The organism is Streptomyces anulatus, from assembly GCF_014650675.1.
Taxonomy (GTDB): domain Bacteria; phylum Actinomycetota; class Actinomycetes; order Streptomycetales; family Streptomycetaceae; genus Streptomyces; species Streptomyces anulatus.
In genome coordinates this window covers 296,115-314,727 of the sequence record NZ_BMVK01000002.1, presented here as the reverse complement: position 1 = coordinate 314,727, position 18,613 = coordinate 296,115, and the positions used below count along the sequence as shown (strand labels likewise).

16 protein-coding genes and 1 tRNA gene are annotated in these 18,613 nt (G+C 73.1%); 6 read left to right on the top strand and 11 right to left on the bottom strand.

All coding sequences use genetic code 11. The features are described 5' to 3' along the window. Positions 1 to 29: 29 nt before the first annotated feature. The 8 genes from IE272_RS06095 to ligD all read right to left on the bottom strand — a co-directional run bounded on the left by IE272_RS06095 (position 30) and on the right by ligD (position 9,475). Positions 30 to 1,487 carry a peptidoglycan D,D-transpeptidase FtsI family protein gene (locus tag IE272_RS06095; RefSeq protein ID WP_190006413.1) on the bottom strand — a complete coding sequence of 486 codons (1,458 nt, stop codon included), beginning with the start codon at positions 1,485 to 1,487 and terminating at the stop codon, positions 30 to 32. Beyond that, complete coding sequence (locus IE272_RS06090) at positions 1,484 to 2,863, bottom strand: FtsW/RodA/SpoVE family cell cycle protein (protein WP_032790459.1); 1,380 nt, start codon at positions 2,861 to 2,863, stop codon at positions 1,484 to 1,486. The genes IE272_RS06095 and IE272_RS06090 overlap by 4 nt, the downstream gene beginning before the upstream one ends. 190 nt (positions 2,864 to 3,053) lie before the next feature. Further along, entirely contained in the window at positions 3,054 to 3,554 is a 501-nt protein-coding gene (locus IE272_RS06085) for an SH3 domain-containing protein (protein WP_056700582.1), read from the bottom strand. Between the two features lie 92 nt (positions 3,555 to 3,646). Then, positions 3,647 to 5,026, bottom strand: coding sequence for an ATP-binding protein (locus IE272_RS06080; RefSeq protein ID WP_190006412.1), 1,380 nt, complete (start codon positions 5,024 to 5,026; stop codon positions 3,647 to 3,649). After that, a complete protein-coding gene (locus IE272_RS06075; RefSeq protein ID WP_050360413.1) occupies positions 5,023 to 5,748 on the bottom strand; it encodes a hypothetical protein in 726 nt (241 codons plus the stop codon). Before IE272_RS06075 ends, IE272_RS06080 begins: the two co-directional genes overlap by 4 nt. A gap of 145 nt (positions 5,749 to 5,893) precedes the next feature. After that, complete coding sequence (locus tag IE272_RS06070; protein WP_050360412.1) at positions 5,894 to 6,208, bottom strand: zinc ribbon domain-containing protein; 315 nt, start codon at positions 6,206 to 6,208, stop codon at positions 5,894 to 5,896. Beyond that, positions 6,205 to 8,361: a HEAT repeat domain-containing protein gene (locus IE272_RS06065; RefSeq protein ID WP_190006411.1), complete on the bottom strand. Its 2,157-nt coding sequence runs from the start codon at positions 8,359 to 8,361 to the stop codon at positions 6,205 to 6,207. Before IE272_RS06065 ends, IE272_RS06070 begins: the two co-directional genes overlap by 4 nt. Positions 8,362 to 8,584: 223 nt before the next feature. After that, positions 8,585 to 9,475 (bottom strand): non-homologous end-joining DNA ligase, encoded by an 891-nt coding sequence (gene ligD, locus IE272_RS06060; RefSeq protein ID WP_190006410.1) that lies wholly within the window; start codon positions 9,473 to 9,475, stop codon positions 8,585 to 8,587. 78 nt (positions 9,476 to 9,553) lie between these two features. Here ligD and ku point away from each other — a divergent pair, with 78 nt between their 5' ends. Both ku and IE272_RS06050 read left to right on the top strand, forming a co-directional pair. Next, positions 9,554 to 10,744 (top strand): non-homologous end joining protein Ku, encoded by a 1,191-nt coding sequence (gene ku / locus IE272_RS06055; RefSeq protein WP_190006409.1) that lies wholly within the window; start codon positions 9,554 to 9,556, stop codon positions 10,742 to 10,744. Positions 10,745 to 10,934: 190 nt separating this feature from the next. Then, complete coding sequence (locus IE272_RS06050) at positions 10,935 to 12,833, top strand: serine/threonine-protein kinase (RefSeq protein ID WP_190006408.1); 1,899 nt, start codon at positions 10,935 to 10,937, stop codon at positions 12,831 to 12,833. Here IE272_RS06050 and IE272_RS06045 read toward each other — a convergent pair. Both IE272_RS06045 and IE272_RS06040 read right to left on the bottom strand, forming a co-directional pair. Continuing rightward, a complete protein-coding gene (locus IE272_RS06045) occupies positions 12,802 to 14,469 on the bottom strand; it encodes a hypothetical protein (RefSeq protein WP_229897217.1) in 1,668 nt (555 codons plus the stop codon). The two genes, IE272_RS06050 and IE272_RS06045, sit on opposite strands and share 32 nt — an antisense overlap. 128 nt (positions 14,470 to 14,597) lie before the next feature. Then, positions 14,598 to 14,939, bottom strand: coding sequence for a hypothetical protein (locus IE272_RS06040; RefSeq protein ID WP_229897216.1), 342 nt, complete (start codon positions 14,937 to 14,939; stop codon positions 14,598 to 14,600). Positions 14,940 to 15,336: 397 nt separating this feature from the next. Between IE272_RS06040 and IE272_RS06035 the strand changes: the two genes are divergently transcribed. Then, positions 15,337 to 15,666 carry a hypothetical protein gene (locus tag IE272_RS06035; RefSeq protein ID WP_056702478.1) on the top strand — a complete coding sequence of 110 codons (330 nt, stop codon included), beginning with the start codon at positions 15,337 to 15,339 and terminating at the stop codon, positions 15,664 to 15,666. A gap of 215 nt (positions 15,667 to 15,881) precedes the next feature. Next, positions 15,882 to 16,499 (top strand): hypothetical protein, encoded by a 618-nt coding sequence (locus IE272_RS06030; RefSeq protein ID WP_050360407.1) that lies wholly within the window; start codon positions 15,882 to 15,884, stop codon positions 16,497 to 16,499. A 158-nt stretch (positions 16,500 to 16,657) separates the two neighbouring features. Here IE272_RS06030 and IE272_RS06025 read toward each other — a convergent pair. Next, a tRNA-Arg gene (locus IE272_RS06025) sits at positions 16,658 to 16,729 on the bottom strand. A gap of 211 nt (positions 16,730 to 16,940) precedes the next feature. Between IE272_RS06025 and IE272_RS06020 the strand changes: the two genes are divergently transcribed. Both IE272_RS06020 and nrtL read left to right on the top strand, forming a co-directional pair. Beyond that, entirely contained in the window at positions 16,941 to 17,354 is a 414-nt protein-coding gene (locus IE272_RS06020) for a response regulator (RefSeq protein ID WP_050360406.1), read from the top strand. A gap of 82 nt (positions 17,355 to 17,436) precedes the next feature. After that, entirely contained in the window at positions 17,437 to 18,612 is a 1,176-nt protein-coding gene (gene nrtL, locus IE272_RS06015; RefSeq protein WP_190006407.1) for an ArgS-related anticodon-binding protein NrtL, read from the top strand. The last annotated feature ends 1 nt before the right edge of the window (position 18,613 follow it).

Sequence of the window (18,613 nt, the reverse complement as noted above, 5' to 3'; positions counted from 1 at the left end):
CTGCCGGTGCGCCCCTCCGGGCGCCCCGGTTACTCCTCCAACGCCGCTTCCATCACGGCCCGGGCGATCGGGGCCGCGCTGCCGCCGCCGCTGATGTCGTCCCGGTCGGCGGCGGCGTCCTCCACGACCACCGCCACCGCGACGGCCGGGCGGCCGGAGTCGGGTGCCTGGGCCCAGGAGATGAACCAGGCGTACGGCAGACCGGAGTTGTCGACGCCGTGCTGGGCGGTACCGGTCTTGCCGCCGACCGTCACCCCGTCGATCGCCGCGTTCGACCCGGTGCCGTCCTCCACCACGTCGACCATCATCCGCTGGAGCTGCACGGCCGTGGACGGGCTCATCGCCCGTTCGTACGGCTCCGACCGCTCCTGCCGGACCGTGTCCCCGTCGTTCGTGGTGATCCGGTCGACCAGATGCGGGCGGCGCAGGTCCCCGCCGTTGGCCACCGCCGAGGCGACCATCGCCATCTGGAGCGGGGTCGCGGTCGTGTTGAACTGCCCGATCGAGGACAGGGCCAGCTGGTCCTCGCTCATGTCCGTGTCGAAGTTGCTCCTCGCCACCCCGGACGGAATGCGCAGCCCGGCGTCGTTGAAGCCGAACTTCTCCGCCGTCTCCACCATCCCGTCCAGGCCGACCTCGACCCCCAGATGGGCCATCACCGTGTTGCAGGAGACCCGGATCGCGTCCGCCAGCGACGCGTTCTCGCAGCCTCTCGCCTCGTTCGGCAGGGTCGTGCGCGTCCCCGGCAGGACGTACGGCGACGGCGTGTCCGTAGCCGCGTCGGCGTCCGTCACCACCCGCTCGTCCAGGGCCGCCGCCGCCGTCACGATCTTGAAGGTGGAGCCCGGCGGATAGGTCTGCCGGATGGCCCGGTTGAGCATCGGCATGCTCCTGGCCGCGTTCAGCCGGGCCCACGCGTCGGTCACCGCGGAACCGGTCCCGGACAGCCGCTCGGGGTCGTACGACGGGGTCGAGACGAGCGCCAGGATCTCGCCGGTCGACGGATCCAGCGCCGCGACCGCCCCCCGCCGCCCGCTCAGCCCGTCGTACGCGGCCTGCTGCATCGACGCCCTGATGGTGGTGACGACGTTCCCGCCCGGCTGCCGGCCCCGCGTGAACTCGTTCCAGAAGGGCAGCGGCGCCAGCAGGGAGTCCGTACCGGACAGGACGGCGTCCTCGGCGTTCTCGATGAGTGTCGTGCCGTACGTCTGCGAGGCGTATCCGGTCACCGGGGCGTACAGCGGGCCGTGCAGATAGGTGCGCTCGAAGCTCAGCAGTTCGCCGGTCTCCTTGCTGCCGGTCACGGGCCGGTCGCCGACCACGATGTTGCCGCGCGGCTGGTCGTAACGGGCGATGGTGTTGCGGCGGTTGGCCGGATTGGCGTCCAGTTCGTCGGCCTCGAAGACCTGGATCCGGGCCGCGTTGACGAGCAGCGCCACCAGCAGCAGCAGACAGAAGGCGGCGGCCCACCGGATGTAGCGGATCACCGGTCCTCCTCCACGGCCGCCGCGATGACCCCGGTCTCGGCCTGTTCCGGGTGGGGTCTGCGCGAGACGTCGCTGACCCGGATCAGCAGCGCCACGATGATCCAGTTGGTGACGACCGACGAGCCGCCCTGCGCGAGGAACGGCATCGCCATCCCGGTCAGCGGGATCAGCCCCATCACCCCGCCCGCGATCACGAACACCTGGAGCGCCAGGATCGACGCCAGACCGATCGCGAGCAGCCGTCCGAACGGATCGCGCAGGGCGAGCCCCGCCCGGTAGCCGCGCGCCACGAGCAGCGCGTAGAGCAGGAAGATCGCCGTCAGCCCGCTCAGCCCCAGCTCCTCGCCCGCGGTCGCCAGGATGAAGTCGGACTTGGCGGCGAAGCCGATCAGGATGGAGTGGCCCGCGCCGAGCCCGGTCCCGAGCATCCCGCCCGCGGCGAAGGCGAACAGCGACTGGGCGAGCTGGCCCGGCCCCTGCCCCGCGTCGATCGAGGCGAACGGGTCCAGCCAGTCCTGCACCCGGCTGTGGACGTGCGGTTCGAAGGAGCCGACGACGAAGGCCCCGACGGCTGCCAGGAGCAGGCCGACCGCGATCCAGCCGGTCCGGCCGGTCGCCACGTACAGCATGATGACGAAGAGCCCGAAGAACAGCAGCGAGGTGCCCAGATCGCGCTCCAGCACCAGCACCCCGACGCTCAGCAGCCAGATCGCCACGATCGGCCCGAGCACCCGGCCGGAGGGCAGTTGCAGCTTCCAGAAGGTGCGGCCGGTGTACGCGAGCGCGTTGCGGTTGGCGGCCAGATAGGCGGCGAAGAACACCGCGAGCAGGATCTTGGCGAACTCGCCGGGCTGGAAGGAGAGTCCGCCGATCCGGATCCAGATCTTCGCCCCGTTCACCGCCGGGAAGAAGATCGGCACGATCAGCAGCGCGAGCGCCGAGGCCACCGAGAGATACGCGTACCGCTGGAGTACCCGGTGGTCGCGCAGCAGCACCACTACGGCGGCGAACAGCGCGACGCCGAGCGTGGACCAGACGAGCTGGGTGGGCGCGGCCTGGTCCTTCGGGGTCTCCAGGTCGAGCCGGTAGATCAGCACCAGGCCGAGCCCGTTGAGCAGGACGGCGATCGGCAGCAGCAGCGGATCGGCGTACGGGGCCCGGAAGCGGACCGCGACATGGGCGAGCAGGGCGAGCGTGCCGAGCCCGGCCCCGTACCCGGCGACGTCGGGAGGCACGGCGCCGTCGTGGGCGAGGCCGACCGCCGCGTAGCCGAAGACGGAGATCAGGACGCCCCCGACGAGGAGGGCGAGCTCCACCCCGCGCCGCTTGGGCAGGCGTAGCTCGGGCGGGGGAGCGTCCGCCGTCGTTGCGGTCATGCCCCGCAACGTAGCAAGAGGTGCGCGGTATTTCCCTTATGTCACACCTTTGCCCATGTCAGTGCCCACCGGAGACGCCGTCAGCGCCCACCGGAATGCCGTCGGCGCCCACCGGACATACGCCCGCCCGCGGAGCCGACGGCGACACGGCCGGGCTCCACGGGCGGGCGGATGTGCGGGTGACGTGAGGTCAGCACCACTTCGGCGCGGAGCCGATGTTCTCGATGTAGCGGGCCGAACCCCAGGCCCACGTGCCGTTGGTCAGCAGGTACCAGCGGTTGTTGCCGTCGACGTTGTCGCCCTTGGTCTTGCAGAAGATGTGGACGATCTCGCCGTACTCGACCGAGCCGACGATGCGGCTGCTGCGGGTCGGCTTGTCACGGAGCAGCAGGTACGGCTTGGCGATGACGCGTCCCTTGTAGGTCCGCTTCGGCGCCTGGGGGCGCGCCTGGCCCTGCTTCTGTGCCTCCTCGCGGGCCTGCTTCTGCTGCGCCTCGTGCTCGCGCTGCAGCGCCGAGGCGGAGAGCTCGTCGGACGTCGGGTCCGGAGCGGCGGCCTCCGCGCGCTGGCCGACGGGCTGGGGGTCGGCCGCCATCGCGGCGGGAGCGGCGGCGGTGAGCGCCGCGAGCGTGCCGGTGGCGACGCAGAGACCGAGCCGGCGGAGCCGCGAGGGGCGGGACAGGGGGGACATGCTGCCTCCATGCGATGAGGAAGGGACCGTGGGGGACACGAGCTGGGCTCGTGCTCGTCACGCTAGGTTCGCCACTCACGGTCGGCAACGCGTCACGGTCCGTGAGGTGCGCTCCCTGTTGAGCCGTCCGGGTCGTCCCGGCCCTCCGGACCCCCGTCACCACCGGGATTCCGGTCGCATTCCCCGTCATCCAGGCGTACGTACTCCGGCAGGGTCAACCGGGCGAGCGCCCCGCCGTCCGGCGGATTGCCGAAGTCCAGCCGGGCGCCGATGACCTCGGCCTGGCCGAGGGCGATGGTCAGCCCGAGCCCGTGCCCCTTGCCCGCACCGTCCGTCCGGAACCGCTGCGGCCCGCCGTCCAGCAGATACGCCGGGAATCCCGGGCCGCGGTCGGTCACGGAGACCACCGCGCCGTCCACGCTCAGCACCACCGGAGGGCGCCCGTGCCGATGGGCGTTGGTCACCAGATTGCCGATCACCCGCTCCAGGCGCCGCCGGTCCGTCTCCACCCGGGCCGCGCCCGTCACCCGCACCTCGGTGTCGGTGCCCGACGCCCGGACGACCCGCTCCGCCACGGGGGCGAGCTCGTGCACGGCGAGGTCGACCTGCTCGGTGCGGGCGTCGAGGCGGGAGATCTCCAGCAGGTCCTCCGTCAGCGCCCGCATGGCCCGCACCCGGTCGCGCACCAGCTCCGCCGGGCGGCCCGGCGGCAGCAGTTCGGCGGCGGCCGACAGGCCGGTCAGCGGGGTGCGCAGCTCGTGCGCCACGTCGGCGGTGAACCGCTGCTCGGTCTGGAGCTTGCGCTGGAGGGTCGAGGCCATGGTGTCGAGCGCGCCCGCCACGATCGCCACCTCGTCCTGGGCCCGGACCGGGCGCGCGGTCCGGGGGTCGCGCACCCGGGCGTCGAGATCGCCCGCGCTGATCCGGCGGGCCACCCGGGCGCTCTGGTGGAGCCTGCGGGTCACCCGGCCGACGGCGAACAGGCCGACGAGCAGGGTGGCGGCGATGGCCAGCAGCGAGGAGCCGATGATCGCCCGGTCGAGGCCGCCGATGGTGCGGGCGCTGTGGCTGTAGTCCGTCCAGGTGGCGAGCGCCCGCCCGTCCGCCGGGCCCGCCGCCCACATGGCGGGTCCGCTCCGCCCGTCCGGGTCGCCCGGCCGGTGCGGTCCGTCCGCGACGAGGGTGCCCCGTTCGCCGCCCGAGGCCAGGGCGCGCAGCGAGGCGGGCAGGCCCGGCGGGTCGATGCCGGACCCCGGGGGCAGCGGCTCCCCGGCCTCGTACGCGTCGGTGACCACCTCCAGCCGGCTCAGCGTCTTGTCCCGGGCCTGTTCGACCGTCTGCCGGGTGACCGCCGTGTGCACCAGGAAGCCGAGGAGGGCGGCCAGGGTGCAGCACATGACGGTCAGGAAGACCGCGGACTTCCAGGTGAGGCTCGCGGTCCAGGAGGGCGAGCGGAGGACGCGCCGCCTCATCGCGTCCCCGCGGAGGACGCGGTGGACTCCGGGGAGGGTTTCGGGGCCTTCCGGTGCTCGGGCGTCCGCAGGATCTCGTCCCGGGTGGGCAGCATCGCGCGCTGCCGGTCGTCCCAGGACCACGCCGTGCGGTACTCGTACCCCGGGATCACCGAGGGCGCCCGCATGATCAGGTCCCGGCCCGCCAGCTCCACGCTGATGACGGCGTCGTAGGTGGACATGATCCGGGTCAGCCGGCCCTCGTCCGGCATGTAGACGCGCACGGCGAGCTGCCGGTCGGGCATCCGGATACCGAGCACCAGTTCGTCCCTGCCGTCGCCGGTCAGGTCGCGGTAGTACGGCGGGAGGACCGGGCAGTCGTCCGGGGCGGTCCGGCACGCCTCGATCTGCTTCACCGTCTCGTCCGGCAGCTCGTCCAGGCCGCTGTCCCGGTCCGTCTTCGCCTTCAGCCCGGCCTGCGCCACGGTCACCGGATCCAGCCGCCGCACATCGCCGCCGGCCACCCGGATCCCCGGGATGCGCGCGGTCTCGCCCTCGCCGTAGTCGTACGGGGCGGAGGAGGCGGGCGGCAGCTCCGGCCAGAGGCTCTTGGGCTCGACGGCCGACGGCGCGTCCCCCGCGCTCTTCAGCCCGCCCGCCGCGCCGCAGCCGGTCAGCAGGGCGAGCCCGGCGAGGGCGAACACGGCGGTACGGGTCGCCGCCGGGACGCGGTGCGGGCGCAAGGCTCGCCTCCTCTTCGACGACGACAGCGGTCTCACACCCTAATCGGACGACCGCACGCAATGCCGACTTCGTACCCCTGTGTGACGTTACGCGGCCCCGCGGTCGCGGGACCACGGGGCCGGGGCGGTCAGGAGGGCCGCCGGGTCAGCGCTGGTACGGGTTCTGCCCGGGAGGTGTGAAACCGGGCTGCGGGGCCTGCCCATGGGCGTTGCCGTCCTGCCCGGCCGAGGCCTGCGCGAGCAGCCGGTCCGCCTCCTCCTGGGGTATCTGCCGCTCCCCGCCGCAGAACGTGCACTGCGTGGCGTACTTCGTCGAGAACGGGAACAGCGGCACGAAGAACAGCGTGAACTTCGTGACCCGCTTGCGCAGGGTGTGCGCCGCCGGATTGCCGCACCAGCCGCACACCATCGTCAGGACGGCCAGCTGGTAGAGGTAGCCCTTGGTACCGAAAATGATCATGCCGTGGTTCCTTTCCCCGTCCCCCGGAGTGCCTGTCGGCACAGCGCCAGGAGCTTCTCGTCCTCGTGGATGTCATGACTGCCGTACCCGCCGTCCATCGCGTTGTGACGGCGTACGGAGGCGAGCTCGCTCCGCAGGACGTGTGCTGCGGCCGACCCCTCCGGGACCGGCCCCATCCGTGCCACGCATTCTGCCACCCGGACCCGCACATGACGGCTCCGCTCCCAGCCGGCGAGCAGTGCCTCGACGGTCTCCTGCGACCTGCCGGACACCTCCCACAGCGCGATCGCCGCGTCGACCCGCAGCCACAGCTCCTCGTGCGCCAGCAGCCCGCGCAGCCGGGGCGCGACCACCGCGGCGCGCGTCCCGAGGGCCCCCAGCGCCACCGCCGCCGCCCGCCGGTCGTGGACATGGTGCGACTGGAGGCCCTCGATCAGCACCGGCAGCACCGCGTCGGCGTCCCCGGAGATCGCCCACAGCGCCTCGGCCGCCTCCGTCGCGGAGGCCGTCCCCGGGCTGCGGATCAGCGCCCGCAGCTCCGGGACGGCCTCCCGGGCCGCGGGCCCGAACGAACCCAGCGCCCGCAGCGCCGCCGTACGCAGCCACTCGCCCCGGTAGTCCGGCGCCCCGCGCAGCACCCGCAGCACCTCGGGGGTCGCCTCGCCCGCCCGCAGCCCGGTCAGCCCGGCCAGTAGCGGGCTCGCCCGGTCGTAGGCCCCCTCGTCCAGCTCCACCTCCGCGAGCCTGCCCCGCAGCGCCCCGGCGAGGGGCTCCGCCGCCGCCCCCAGGTGGCCCACCGCGAACCCCACGTCGTGCGCCACCTGCGGCAGCTCCAGCGCCGCCGCCAGCGCCGGCAGCGCCCGGGCGTCCCCGAGGCGTGCCAGGGCCTTCACGGTGGAGCCGAGCCCGGGCGGACCACTGGGCCAGGACTTCACCCAGTCCCCGGGGCGGTCGGCCAGCCGGGCGGCCAGGGCGTCCGCGGCGGGCGCGGCCAGGCCGAACAACTCCTCCAGGACATGGGACGCGGCCTCGGCCAGCCGGGGCTCGGGGTCGGACAGCTGATCGCCGACGAGCGCCACCAGCTCCTCGTAGGGGCCGCGCCAGGCCCGTATCAGCCCGCCGCTCATCCGCACGGCGTCGATGCGCTGCCGGCGGTCGGGGCTGCGCAACTGGTCGGCGAGCAGCGCCGTACGGTCGCCCACCCGGTCGTCGAGGCCGACGTGCAGGGTGCGCAGCAGATCCGCGGCCCAGGGGGCGCCGCGCCCGGCGTTCTCCTGCGCGGACAGCGACCGCAGCTGCCCCACGAGCGTCGGCGTCGCGACCTGCTCGCCCCGACAGGTCTCCGCGGCGGCCACCGGCTCCGGGTCCACCGGCTCCGCGTCCGGGTCCGCCGGCTCGTCCCCCTCCTGCGCGGACTCCTCCGGCGGGGAACGCATCTCGCGCAGCAGCCCCGAGACCACCGGCACCACATCGCCGGGCAGCCCGTCGGGCGAACAGCGCGCCAGCTGGGCCAGGGCCGCCAGCCGCAGCCCCGGGGAGTGCGCCCGGGACGCCAGCCGGCCCAGCCACTCCGCGACCCGCCCCGCCAACGGCCGGTGCCGCAGCGCGACCCGCCCGGCCGCCTCCACGAGGGCGAGCCGCACCTCCTCGTCGGGCTCCACCGGCAGCCGCTCCCGCAGCAGCGCGAGCACCCGCACGGGGTGGCGGTGCAGTGTGGCGAGCGCCAGCGGGGCCGCGAGCCGCACGCCGGGGTCCTCGTCGGCGATCAGCTCGAAGAAGACCCCCGCGCCCGCGGTGACCGCCGCCGCCGCCATCGCGTAGTTCGCGGCGCCCTCGATCTCGTCCTCGTCGATCTCCGCCTCGTCGTCCTCGTCGAGGTCGAAGCCGCCGATGCTGGTGAGCAGTTCGACCACGCTGCCGCGGTCCTGCACCCCCGGGTCGACGGCCAGCTCGAACAGGAACGGGATGCACGCGAGCGTGCACGCGTACACATCGCCCTGGTGGTGCACCGCGCCGTACATGCCGTCGAGCGCCGCCTCGCGCTCCGCCGGATCGTCGGACGCGAGCCCCCGAAGAAGCTCCGGCACATCGTCGGCAGGCCCGTAGGCATGCTCCATCGAGGCCCAGTCGACCTCGTCGATCCCCGAGAACACGCCATCCCCTCCCCACGATCACGACAGCGCCCGGACCGGCGCGCCCCGTGGCGCGCCCTGTCCGTCACACCCCTCCCGGCGCGCCCTGGAGAAAGCGCCTGCGCAGAGTGTGCACCACGGGTCCGACAATCCACCCGCCACTTGTGGCCTTTCCTCAGGCCGTAACCAGGTCATGACCCGGTCAAGACGATCCGGCTGTGGATTCCTGTGAACCGGGGGCGTGTCACGCAGGAAGCGGACGAGCCTGTTCCGGGTCGTTCAGCGGGGCGAGCAGATCGCCGTGCCGGTCCAGCCGGGCGGCCAGGTCCCCGGCACGGAACACCAGCGCGCCCGCCTCCCGGCACCCCGCGATCTCGTCCCAGGTGACCGGGGCCGACACGGTGGGCTCGGGCCGGGCGCGCAGGGTGTAGGGCGTGGCGGTCGTCTTCGACGCGGCGTTCTGGCTGAAGTCGACGAAGACCTTGCCCGGCCGCAGGGAGCGCTTCATCCGGTGCAGGGCCAGCCCCGGAAGGGCCGCCTCCGCCTCCACGGCCAGCCGTTTCGCGTACGCGGACACCTCGCCGGACGGGGTGGGCTCCAGCGGGACCAGCAGATGCATCCCCTTGGACCCGGACGTCTTCCCGTACGCGGCCAGCCCGTCGGCCGCGAGACGATCCCGCAGCCAGAGCGCCACCGCGCAGCACTCCACGACGGTCGCGGGGGAGCCGGGGTCCAGGTCGAAGACCATCCGGTCGGCGATCTCCGGTGCGTCGTCACGCCACTGCGGGGTGTGGAACTCCACCACCAGGTTGGCCGCCCACATCAGGGAGGCCAGATCCCGCACGACCACCTGCCGGGCGCCCGGGTCCTCGCTCCGGGGGACTGCGGTGGTCTCCACCCAGGCGGGCGTACCGGGCGGCGGATTCTTGGTGAAGAAGAGCTGCCCGTCCGGCCCGTCCGGGTAGCGCAGGAAGGACACGGGGCGTTCGCGCAGATGGGGCAGGATCACGCCGCCGACGGTGGCCGCGTAGTAGTGCAGGACCTCGCCCTTGGTCGTCCCGGTGGCCTGATACAGGACCTTGTCGAGATTGCTGAGCGAGACCCGTCGCCCCTCCACCTCGGTGATCGGCGTCATACGATAAGAGTCACACGAAACCATGCCAAAGCGTCTCCGACGCCTCAAGGGTGCTCAACGGTCGGCAAGGGGTGAACGGTGAGGTCCATATGGAACGGCGCGATCTCCTTCGGGCTGGTCAGCATCCCCATCAAGCTGGTCAACGCCACCGAGAACCACTCGATCAGCTTCCGGCAGATCCACCTCGCCGACGGTGGCCGGATCCGGTACCGCAAGGTCTGTGAACTGGACGAGGAGGAGGTCTCCGGCGGCGAGATCGGCAAGGCCTACGAGGACGCCGACGGCACGATGATCCCGATCACCGACGAGGACCTGGCCCAGCTCCCGCTGCCCACGGCGAAGACCATCGAGATCGTCGCCTTCGTGCCCGCCGACCGGATCGACCCGCTCCAGATGGACGCGGCGTACTACCTCTCCGCCAACGGAGTCCCGGCCGCCAAGCCGTACACCCTGCTCCGCGAGGCCCTCAAACGCAGCAACAGGGTCGCCGTCGCCAAGTACGCCCTGCGCGGCCGCGAACGGCTCGGCATGCTCCGCGTGGTGGACGACGTGATCGCCATGCACGGCCTTCTCTGGCCCGACGAGATCCGCGCGCCGCAGGACGCCGCGCCGGAGGGCGACATCACGGTCCGCGACGCCGAACTCGACCTGGCGGACGCCCTGATGGACACCCTCGGCGAGGTCGACATGGACAGCCTCCACGATGACTACCGGGAGGCGGTGGAGGAACTCGTCGCCGCGAAGGCCGCCGGCGAGACCGTGCTCCCGGCCGAGCCCGAGGACACCGGCGACGGCAAGGTCATCGACCTGATCGCGGCCCTGGAGAACAGCGTGCGGGCGGCCAGGAAATCCCGGAACGTCGAGGGTGCGGGCGACGGCGACGGCGGCATGGCGGACGTCCACCCCATCAAGAAGACGTCGTCGAAGACCTCCGGGAAGACCGCGCGGACCACCGAGGCCGAGCAGACGACCAAGGCCGAGCAGACCACCGGGACGGCGAAGAAGACCACGCACCGCACCCCGACCGGCAAGACGGTCACCCGCTCCGGAAGCTCCACGGCCAAGAAGTCCGCCCCCAAGTCCACCGGCGCGAAGAAGTCCACGTCGACGGCGAAGAAGTCCGCCGGGAGCGCCGGGAGCCGGACGACCGCGAAGAAGTCCACGACGAAGACCGCGACGAAGACCGCGACGAAGAAGCGGACGTCGTCGTCGAGCAGCGGCACAACGGCGAAGAAGACGGCGCCCTCCCGCAAACGCACCTCGGCCTGACGGAGGCGCGGCCTGACGGAGAGGCGGACGGAGGGGCAAGCCCCGAGGGGGAGGCGGACAGGGGCAAGTCCCGGGGGAGGCGCGGCCCGTGGGAGGCGCGCGGCGGACCACGGCCGATGGCGTGTTGCGTTTCGGCCGTCCGTACGGCCCTGTCTCCCCGCTGTCGTACGCCCCCCGTACGCTACGGCCCATGAGCGCAGAGGCCCCCTCGGGACGGGTGATCGACGGCCGCTTCACGCTGGTGGAGCGGCTCGGCAGCGGTGGCATGGGCATGGTCTGGCGGGCCCGCGACGAGGCGCTGCACCGTGATGTCGCCCTCAAGGAGGTACGGCCCCCGGACCCGGCGCTCGCGGAGTACGACCCCGAAGGCGCCCGCACCCTGCGTGCCCGGGTGCTGCGCGAGGCCCGTGCCCTGGCCCGGGTCGACCATCCCAACGTGGTCACCGTCCACCACATCGTCGACCCCGGCGAGGACGGCTACCCGTGGATCGTGATGGAGCTGGTGGCCGGCTCCTCCCTGCACGACCGGCTCGCCGCCGGCCCCATGGAGCCCGCCGAGGCAGCCGAGTTGGGACGCGGCATCCTCTCCGCCCTCCGCGCCGCCCACGCCTCCGGCATCCAGCACCGCGACGTCAAGCCCGCCAACGTGCTGCTGCGTGCCGACGGCCGGCCCGTCCTCACGGACTTCGGCATCGCCGCCATCCGCGAGTCGACCAGCCTCACCATGACGGGCGCCCTCATCGGCTCGCCCGACTACATAGCCCCCGAGCGGATCCGGGGCACCGAGGGCGACCCGTCCTCCGACCTCTGGTCGCTCGGCATGATGCTGTACGTCGCCGTCGAGGGCCGCCACCCGCTGCGCCGGGCCACCACCCTGGCCACGCTGGCCGCCGTGCTCGACGAGGAGATCCCGCCGCCGGTACGGGCCGGGTCCCTCACCCCGGTGCTGAACGCGCTCCTCACCAGGGACATCCCGGCCCGCCCGGACGCCGAGGCCCTCGACCGCCTGCTGGCCGAGGCCGCGCGCACGGGCGGGAGCCCCGCCCCGACGCCCACGGAGCCCGTACGGGAACGGCCCGCGTCCGGCCCCGGGTCGGTGCACGCCACGCCCACGCAGACGGCCGCCACGCCGCCGCCCCGGCCGGGACCCGCGTCCGAGTCCGTGCCGCCCCCGTCACCCGTGTCCGACCGCAAGCCCCCGGCGTCCGCCCGGCCCGGCGGATCCTCCGCCGCGCCCTCCTCCGCCGCGTCCTCCTCGGCCGCGGGCCCGGAGGACCGTATCCCGACGGGCTACGGCTTCCCGCCGCCCGCTTCCGCCTCCACGCCCGCATCCGGCGGCAACCCGTACCAGCAGCCCGCCACCGACCCCTACGACGCCCTGCACGAGCGCGGCCGCCGCGTCGAGCGCCGGGTCTGGCGGATCAGCGCCGCATCGTCCGTCGTCTCGGCCGTGGTGATCGCGGGCGCCATCATCTGGACGGCCGACCCGTTCTCGTCCAGGGGCTCCGACAGCGACGACCGCCCGCGCGACCGGGCGAGCGCCCCTCAGGCCTCCGTTCCGGCGCCGGACCCGGTGGCCGACGACTCCGACGGGTCCGGAGACACCGGCGGTTCCGAGGAGGAGGTACCGGAGGCCGAGGACCTGCTGACCCCGGAAGGGGCGCGGGCCGCGATCAAGGCGATGAAGCCGGTCATGGGCGGGACGAAGGTCACCGACTTCACCCTCTACGGCGACCACGCCTCCGCCGACGCGCCGCTGAAGTCCAACGCCGCGCTGTACGACAGCTTCAGCTACCGCGACGGCCGGGCGAAGAACGACGACAGGGGCGGCACCCTGACGTCCGGGTCCACGACGATCGACCTGAACTCCGTCGACTGGGACGTGCTGCCCGCCCTGCTGAAGACGGCGGAGAAGACGCTCAACGTCGACGAACCGGAGAGCCGTTACGTGATCGTGGACCCCTCGTCGCCCTTCCACGAGGACCGCCCGGTGCTGCGCGTCTACGTCTCCGACTCGCACGGCGGCGCCTTCCTCACCGCCGGGCTGGACGGCCGGGTCATCGATAAGAACCCGCGACCCAAGGGCTGAGCACCGGCTTCACCGGGTCCGGGATCAGGGGCAGGTCCAGCCCGAAGGGATTCCGCTCGATGACGTAGGTGCAGCTGGTGTAGGTGTAGCCAGGCTGGACCTTCGTCCCCGAGGAGTAGCTGTCCACCCCGGCGGTCGCGCCCGTGCCGTGCTTGTAGAGGAAGTGGTACTCGCCGGAGGGAAGCCGAAGCCGCGCCTTCGGGTAGCTCCTGCCGCTCGCCTTGCACGCCTGCCGCGCTCCGGCGGAGGCGCTGTAACGCTCGCAGCCCGCGCAGGCCTTCAGGGTGACGGTCCCGGTGACCGGCCCGGTGTAGAGCACCTCGACCGAGTTCGGCGCGTCATTGCTGATGACCAGCTCCATGCGGGACCCGCCGGGCCGCTTCGACGGCGGCAGCCGCTTGCCCGCCGCCGGCCGGTCGTCGGCGATCTCCGCGGCTATGGCGATGTTCCGCGCCTGCCGCACCCGGCCGTCGCTCTTGTACGTCCGCGCGAAATCGGTCAGCGTCGTGCGCGCGTCGCCGAACTTCCCGTCCTCGAACTGGTCAACCCCGCAGGCGTACACCCCGTCCACGACACCCCGGTCGGCATCGGCGCGCAGCGCCTTCACACCCTCGGCGGGGAGTTCGGACGCGGTGGCGCCGAGGCCCCGCAGCACCTCGGTGGCCGCACACGGCTCGGCCCCCTTCAACGCCGCGACCTGGTCCTTGATCCGCTTCCCGATCGCGGGCCCCACCTGCTGCGCGGAGGCGGAATCGGGGAACGTGCGCAACAGCTCCCCCAACTCCGTGCCGCCGCCGCCCGGTCCACCCAGACGCGACACACCGCACCCGTACAACGACGTGGCCAGCGGTTCGTCGGGCCATGCGGCGAGCGCGCCCAGCAGCTTCCCGTCCACCGAGTCCGGAAGCGTCCGCAGATAGGTCAACGGCGCGACGGCTTCACAGTGCCGCTTCTCGGCGTACGGGGCGGAGACGGCGTCGTAGTAGGTCTTCAGGCGGTCCGGGACGAGCTTCGCCGCCCGGGAGCCGGGATGGTCCTCGCCGAGCGCGCGGTAGACGTCGAGCGCCCCCGCGTACTCGCCCTTCACCGAGCCGAACGGCTGCCCCGAGGCCGCCCGGACCCGTTCGTCCCCGGCCGCCAGCCGGTCCAGCAGCATCTGCTCCCGCGCCTCGTCCCGCGCGGAGCCGTACACCGCGGCGCCGCCCGCCGGCACGGCCAGCAGCACCACGCCGAGCCCGACCGCCAGGACGGGCCGCCACGCCCCGCCCAGCGCCGAACGCCGGGCGATCCGGGCCCCGTCGGCGGCGGCGAGCACCAGCACGAGCAGATACCCGACGAGGACGCCCCCGGGCACCCCGTCCGGATCGGCCGGCAACGCCGCCCACAGCAGCACCGCCGTGGCCGCCCAGCACACAGCGGCCCGCGCCCAGCGCCCCAACAGGGCGTAACCGAGCCCGAGTCCGGTCAGATTGAGCAGCGCCGCGCCGACCGCACGCAGGGGCGCACCGGGCGGCGGCGGCCCCACGTCCGGCGCGCGGGAGGGCGGCGGAGGCACAGCCCCACCGAACCCGGCCCCGTCGAACCCGGCCCCGTCGTCTCTCTGCCCCGCGGCCCCGTACCGATCGTCGGACTCCATAACGGTCCCCCCACCGTCGAGCCGAAAAGTCACCATGACTCTGCCCGGTTCGGCCCCGCTCCACGCACGGCGTCACCGGAGTTCGCCGTGCGGTCGGCTCGAAGGTCGGCCCGGCCCGCTCGGCAGGCTTATGGAGCCTTGCTCACGGGAGGCTCCATGGATGGTTCGATGGTCGACCGGACGTAGATCCGCGTGGTGCCCGCTTCGCGTTCATGGGTGAAGAGATCGACGCACCGCTGGAGGTACGTGCCCTCCGGAGTGGTGAGGTCGTCGAGGCAGAGACGGATCTTCCGCACGCCCTGTACGAGCGTCTCCGGCTCGGGAAGTCCGAGGTGGCCGAAGGCAGCCGCGGGCCGATAGCCCTTCTCCTCGGGATGAGAGTTCCCGATCATCTCGGTGCCTTTCCGGATGAGCCGGCCGGTGTAGCGCTCTGCTTCCTCGCTCGGCAGGACGAAATGGGAGGTGTCCATCAGTGATCCTCTGTCGCGCTTCCTGTTGCTCACGACCGGATCCGTCCGGTCGCCCTCGCGCCCTGGTTCGTCCGGCTGCGGCAGAGGATCCTGGTTCGGGGCGGGTCCGCCCGGATCGTAGTGCCAGACGGAGCTGCTGCCCGCCATGTCGAACTCCTGGGCGACGCCCGTTGTGTGGAGGCGGGCGACCTGTGGCACGTGGCCCAGTTCACCCGACCGAGTGCCGTGGGCCGACCCCGCGGTGTCCCCGACACGGTGGGGCCGCCCCGGAAACGCGGCGCGCATGTGGCGCTCCGTGCGCCATCTTCACTCGTTCTCCGCCCTCCGCCTCGCGCGCTGTGGCACCGTGGGTCAACTGACGACTCGGATGTCGGGGCGTCCGCGTAGGGGGATCTTCATGCGATTTCGCACCGTCGCGGTCTCGGCCGCACTCGTCCTGTGCGCCACGGCGGGCGGAGCCGCCTGGTCGTCCTCGTCGGACACCGCCGACGCCACCCGGCCCGAAGGTCCCGCCGCCTCCACGACGGCTGTTCCCGTGGACGGCATGGCGGGCCACATCGAGACGGGCGAGCGTCGCGCCGGTCCGCCCGAGACGGACGGACGGGTCGGGGCGGGCCCCGCGGAGTGCGAGACCTCCGCCGCCGCGATCCCTGCGGAGTGCGCCCTCGATCTCTCGTTCCACGACATCGCCGAGGGGGAACCGGCCGCAGGGCCTCCCGCGCGGTGACTTCGGTACGAAGGAGGGGCGGGCGCACGCAGGTGTGCCCGCCCCTCCTGCTGTGCCCGCGGCGTGCCCGCCGCGTGTGCATCATCCGCACCATGGAGCCCCTGCGTCACAGAAGCCCCTTCCATCCGTCACGGCGATCTCTTAGTCTCACACTCTGTTCACATATTGATATTTGATGATCTTGCAACAGAGGTCAGGCGCGGGGGTAGTGAAGCATGCGTGAAAACTGGCGCTCGAAGTTGAGCGTTCTCGCCGGTGCGTCAGCACTTGCGCTCTCGGCGGTCACCGCGACGCCGGCGCTGGCCGACGACGCGCCGGTGAGCCCCCAGGAAGTGCAGATGCCGGCGGACGTGAAGATCGTCGAGGGCGGGGCCACGGACCCCGGGGCGGCAGTTCTCTTCCCGGCGGACCAGGAGGACCAGGCGGGACCGGTGGAGTCCGTGGATCCGGCGGGACCGGTGGGAACCCCGGTACCGGGCGGCCAAGTGGAAGCCGTCGGAGCGGCCAAGGCATCTCCGTCGTCGAGCACATGCCTCGGTTCGACCGCCGCCTACGGCGTCAGCGGGTGCTTCCAGCACAACGGCGACATCGTCTGGGCGGGCGACACGAAGAAGGACGGCATGTCCGCGGCCGTCGGGGTCTACACCGACTACGGGCGCGCCGAGGAGGTCTGCGTCAACAAGCTCGGCGCGGACACCTGGGCGACGTGCAACAAGGACTACCGCGAGGGCGGGGACGTACGCCTCCGCGTCCTGCGCTACGACGGCGACACCGGCAAGTTCTACCAGCCCGAGACCTGGTCCGGCTGGATCCCGGTCGACGGGAAGTACTGAGTCGACGGCAGGTACTGAGTCGACGGGAAGTGCTGACCCGCCACCTCGTGGGGCGAGCCGGACCACGCTCCGCTCGTCCCCGCGAGGGCGCGGCGTACCCGCAACACGCACGAAAAAACCGGACCAGCCTCTGCTGGTCCGGTTCTTCAATCCGGAAGTGCCCCCGGCAGGATTCGAACCTGCGCACCCGGCTCCGGAGGCCGATGCTCTATCCCCTGAGCTACGGGGGCGTATCGCGGTGCTGCTCTGCGACGGGTGAAACACTACCAGCTCCCACGGGGTGTCCGTGAACAGGTATTCCGCCGTGCCTCCGTGCCTCTTCCTCCCGGCCGGGAGGCCCGTGCATGCGGTGGCCACCCGTCCGGGGCGGAAGTGGACAAAACCCGGACGCCGCCCCTCCGGCCGACCTACTCTCGAAGAGTGTCAGGGGCGTACGGCCGCGTGCTTGTTGTCGACGACAACAAGGTCATCCGGCAGCTGATCAGGGTCAATCTCGAGCTGGAGGGCTTCGAGGTCGTGACCGCGGCCGATGGTGTCGAGTGCCTGGACCTGGTCGAGCGGGTCCGCCCCGACGCGATCACCCTCGACGTGGTGATGCCCCGGCTGGACGGTCTGGAGACCGCCACCCGCCTGCGCTCCGACCCCCGGACCCGCCGTCTCCCCATCGCCGTCATCAGCGCCTGTACGCCCTACGAGGTCGACGCGGGCGTGGCGGCCGGGGTCGACGCGTTCCTGGCGAAGCCGTTCGAGCCGAGCGAGCTGGTGCGGATCATGCGCCGGCTGGTGACGGGGGAGGAAGAGCCCTCGGTGGACGGCCGGCGCGGTGCCGGGCGGGCGGGGAGCGCCACCGGCTGACCCGGGCGGCGAACCGGGTCCGGCTGACCGGATGGCGAAACCGGGTCGCGGAGTGCCCCCCTCTCTCACCTACGCTTGACCCGTGACCCCCGCCGACCTCTCCCGGACCGTGCTGCACGCCGTGCGCCGCGCGGTCGACGAGGATGCGTTGCGCGCACCCGTGCCCGCGCGCGTGCGGGTGGAGAGGACCCGGCCCGGCGGCAGCGGGGACTACGCCTGCGCCGTCGCACTCCAGCTCGCCGGGCCCGCCGCGCTGCCCGCCCTGGAGATCGCGGCCATCCTGCGGGAACGCGTCGCCGCCGAGCCCGGCGTCGGGCGGGTCGAGATCACCGGACCGGGGTTCCTGAGCTTCACCCTCGACGCCCCGGACGCGGGCGACCGGGCCGTGCTCGACGCCGTACGGGAACAGGGGCTCGCGTACGGACACGGGGACGCGCTCCGGGAGGAGATCCTCCAGTTCCACCACGCGCGGGAGGTCCGCGCCGCCGTCACCGCCCATGCCGTGCGCCGGCTCGTCGTCGCCCAGGGCGCCCGGGTCCGGGTCAGCTGCGAGGAGGCGTCCGATCCGGACTGGGCGCGCCTCGGCGTCACCGTCGACGCGCACGGGACGCCCCCCGTACCGCTCACCGGGATCCGGCCCGTCCCCGCCGGGGTCACCGCGGGGGAGCTGCTGGAGCGGCTCGGGCCCGACGCGGCCCGCTGGGGGCTCCTGCGGCCCGCCGGGCACGACCGCGCCGCCCTCGGCCCCGCACTGCTCGTCCAGGGCGAGGCCAACCCGCTCTTCCGGGTCCGTTACGCCCACGCCAGGGCCCGTGCCCTCACCCGCGGGGCCGCCCTCCTCGGCTTCACCGCAGGGCACGCCCCGTACGCCGGACCCGGCCCGGACAGCGAGAGCCACGCCGGGACCGCCCAGGGCGCCGGGCACACCCAGCACACCCCGGGCGCCCCGCACGCTCCGTACGGCGAAGACTCCTTCCCGTACGACGGTGCGGCCCGTCCCCTCCTCGACCTCATCGCCGACCACCCCGGCGTCCTGCTCGCCGGGGCCCGTCACCGCGCGCCCGACCGGGTCGCCCGGCAGTTGGAAGCCGTCGCGCACGCGTTCTTCGACTTCCACGACTCCTGCCCGCCCCTGCCCGCCGGTGACGAGAAACCCTCGGCCGCCCACCGTGCCCGGCTGGCTCTCGCCGAAGCCGCCGGGACGGTGCTGGCAGGCGGCCTGTCCCTGCTCGGCATCCGCGCGCCCGAACACCTCTGAC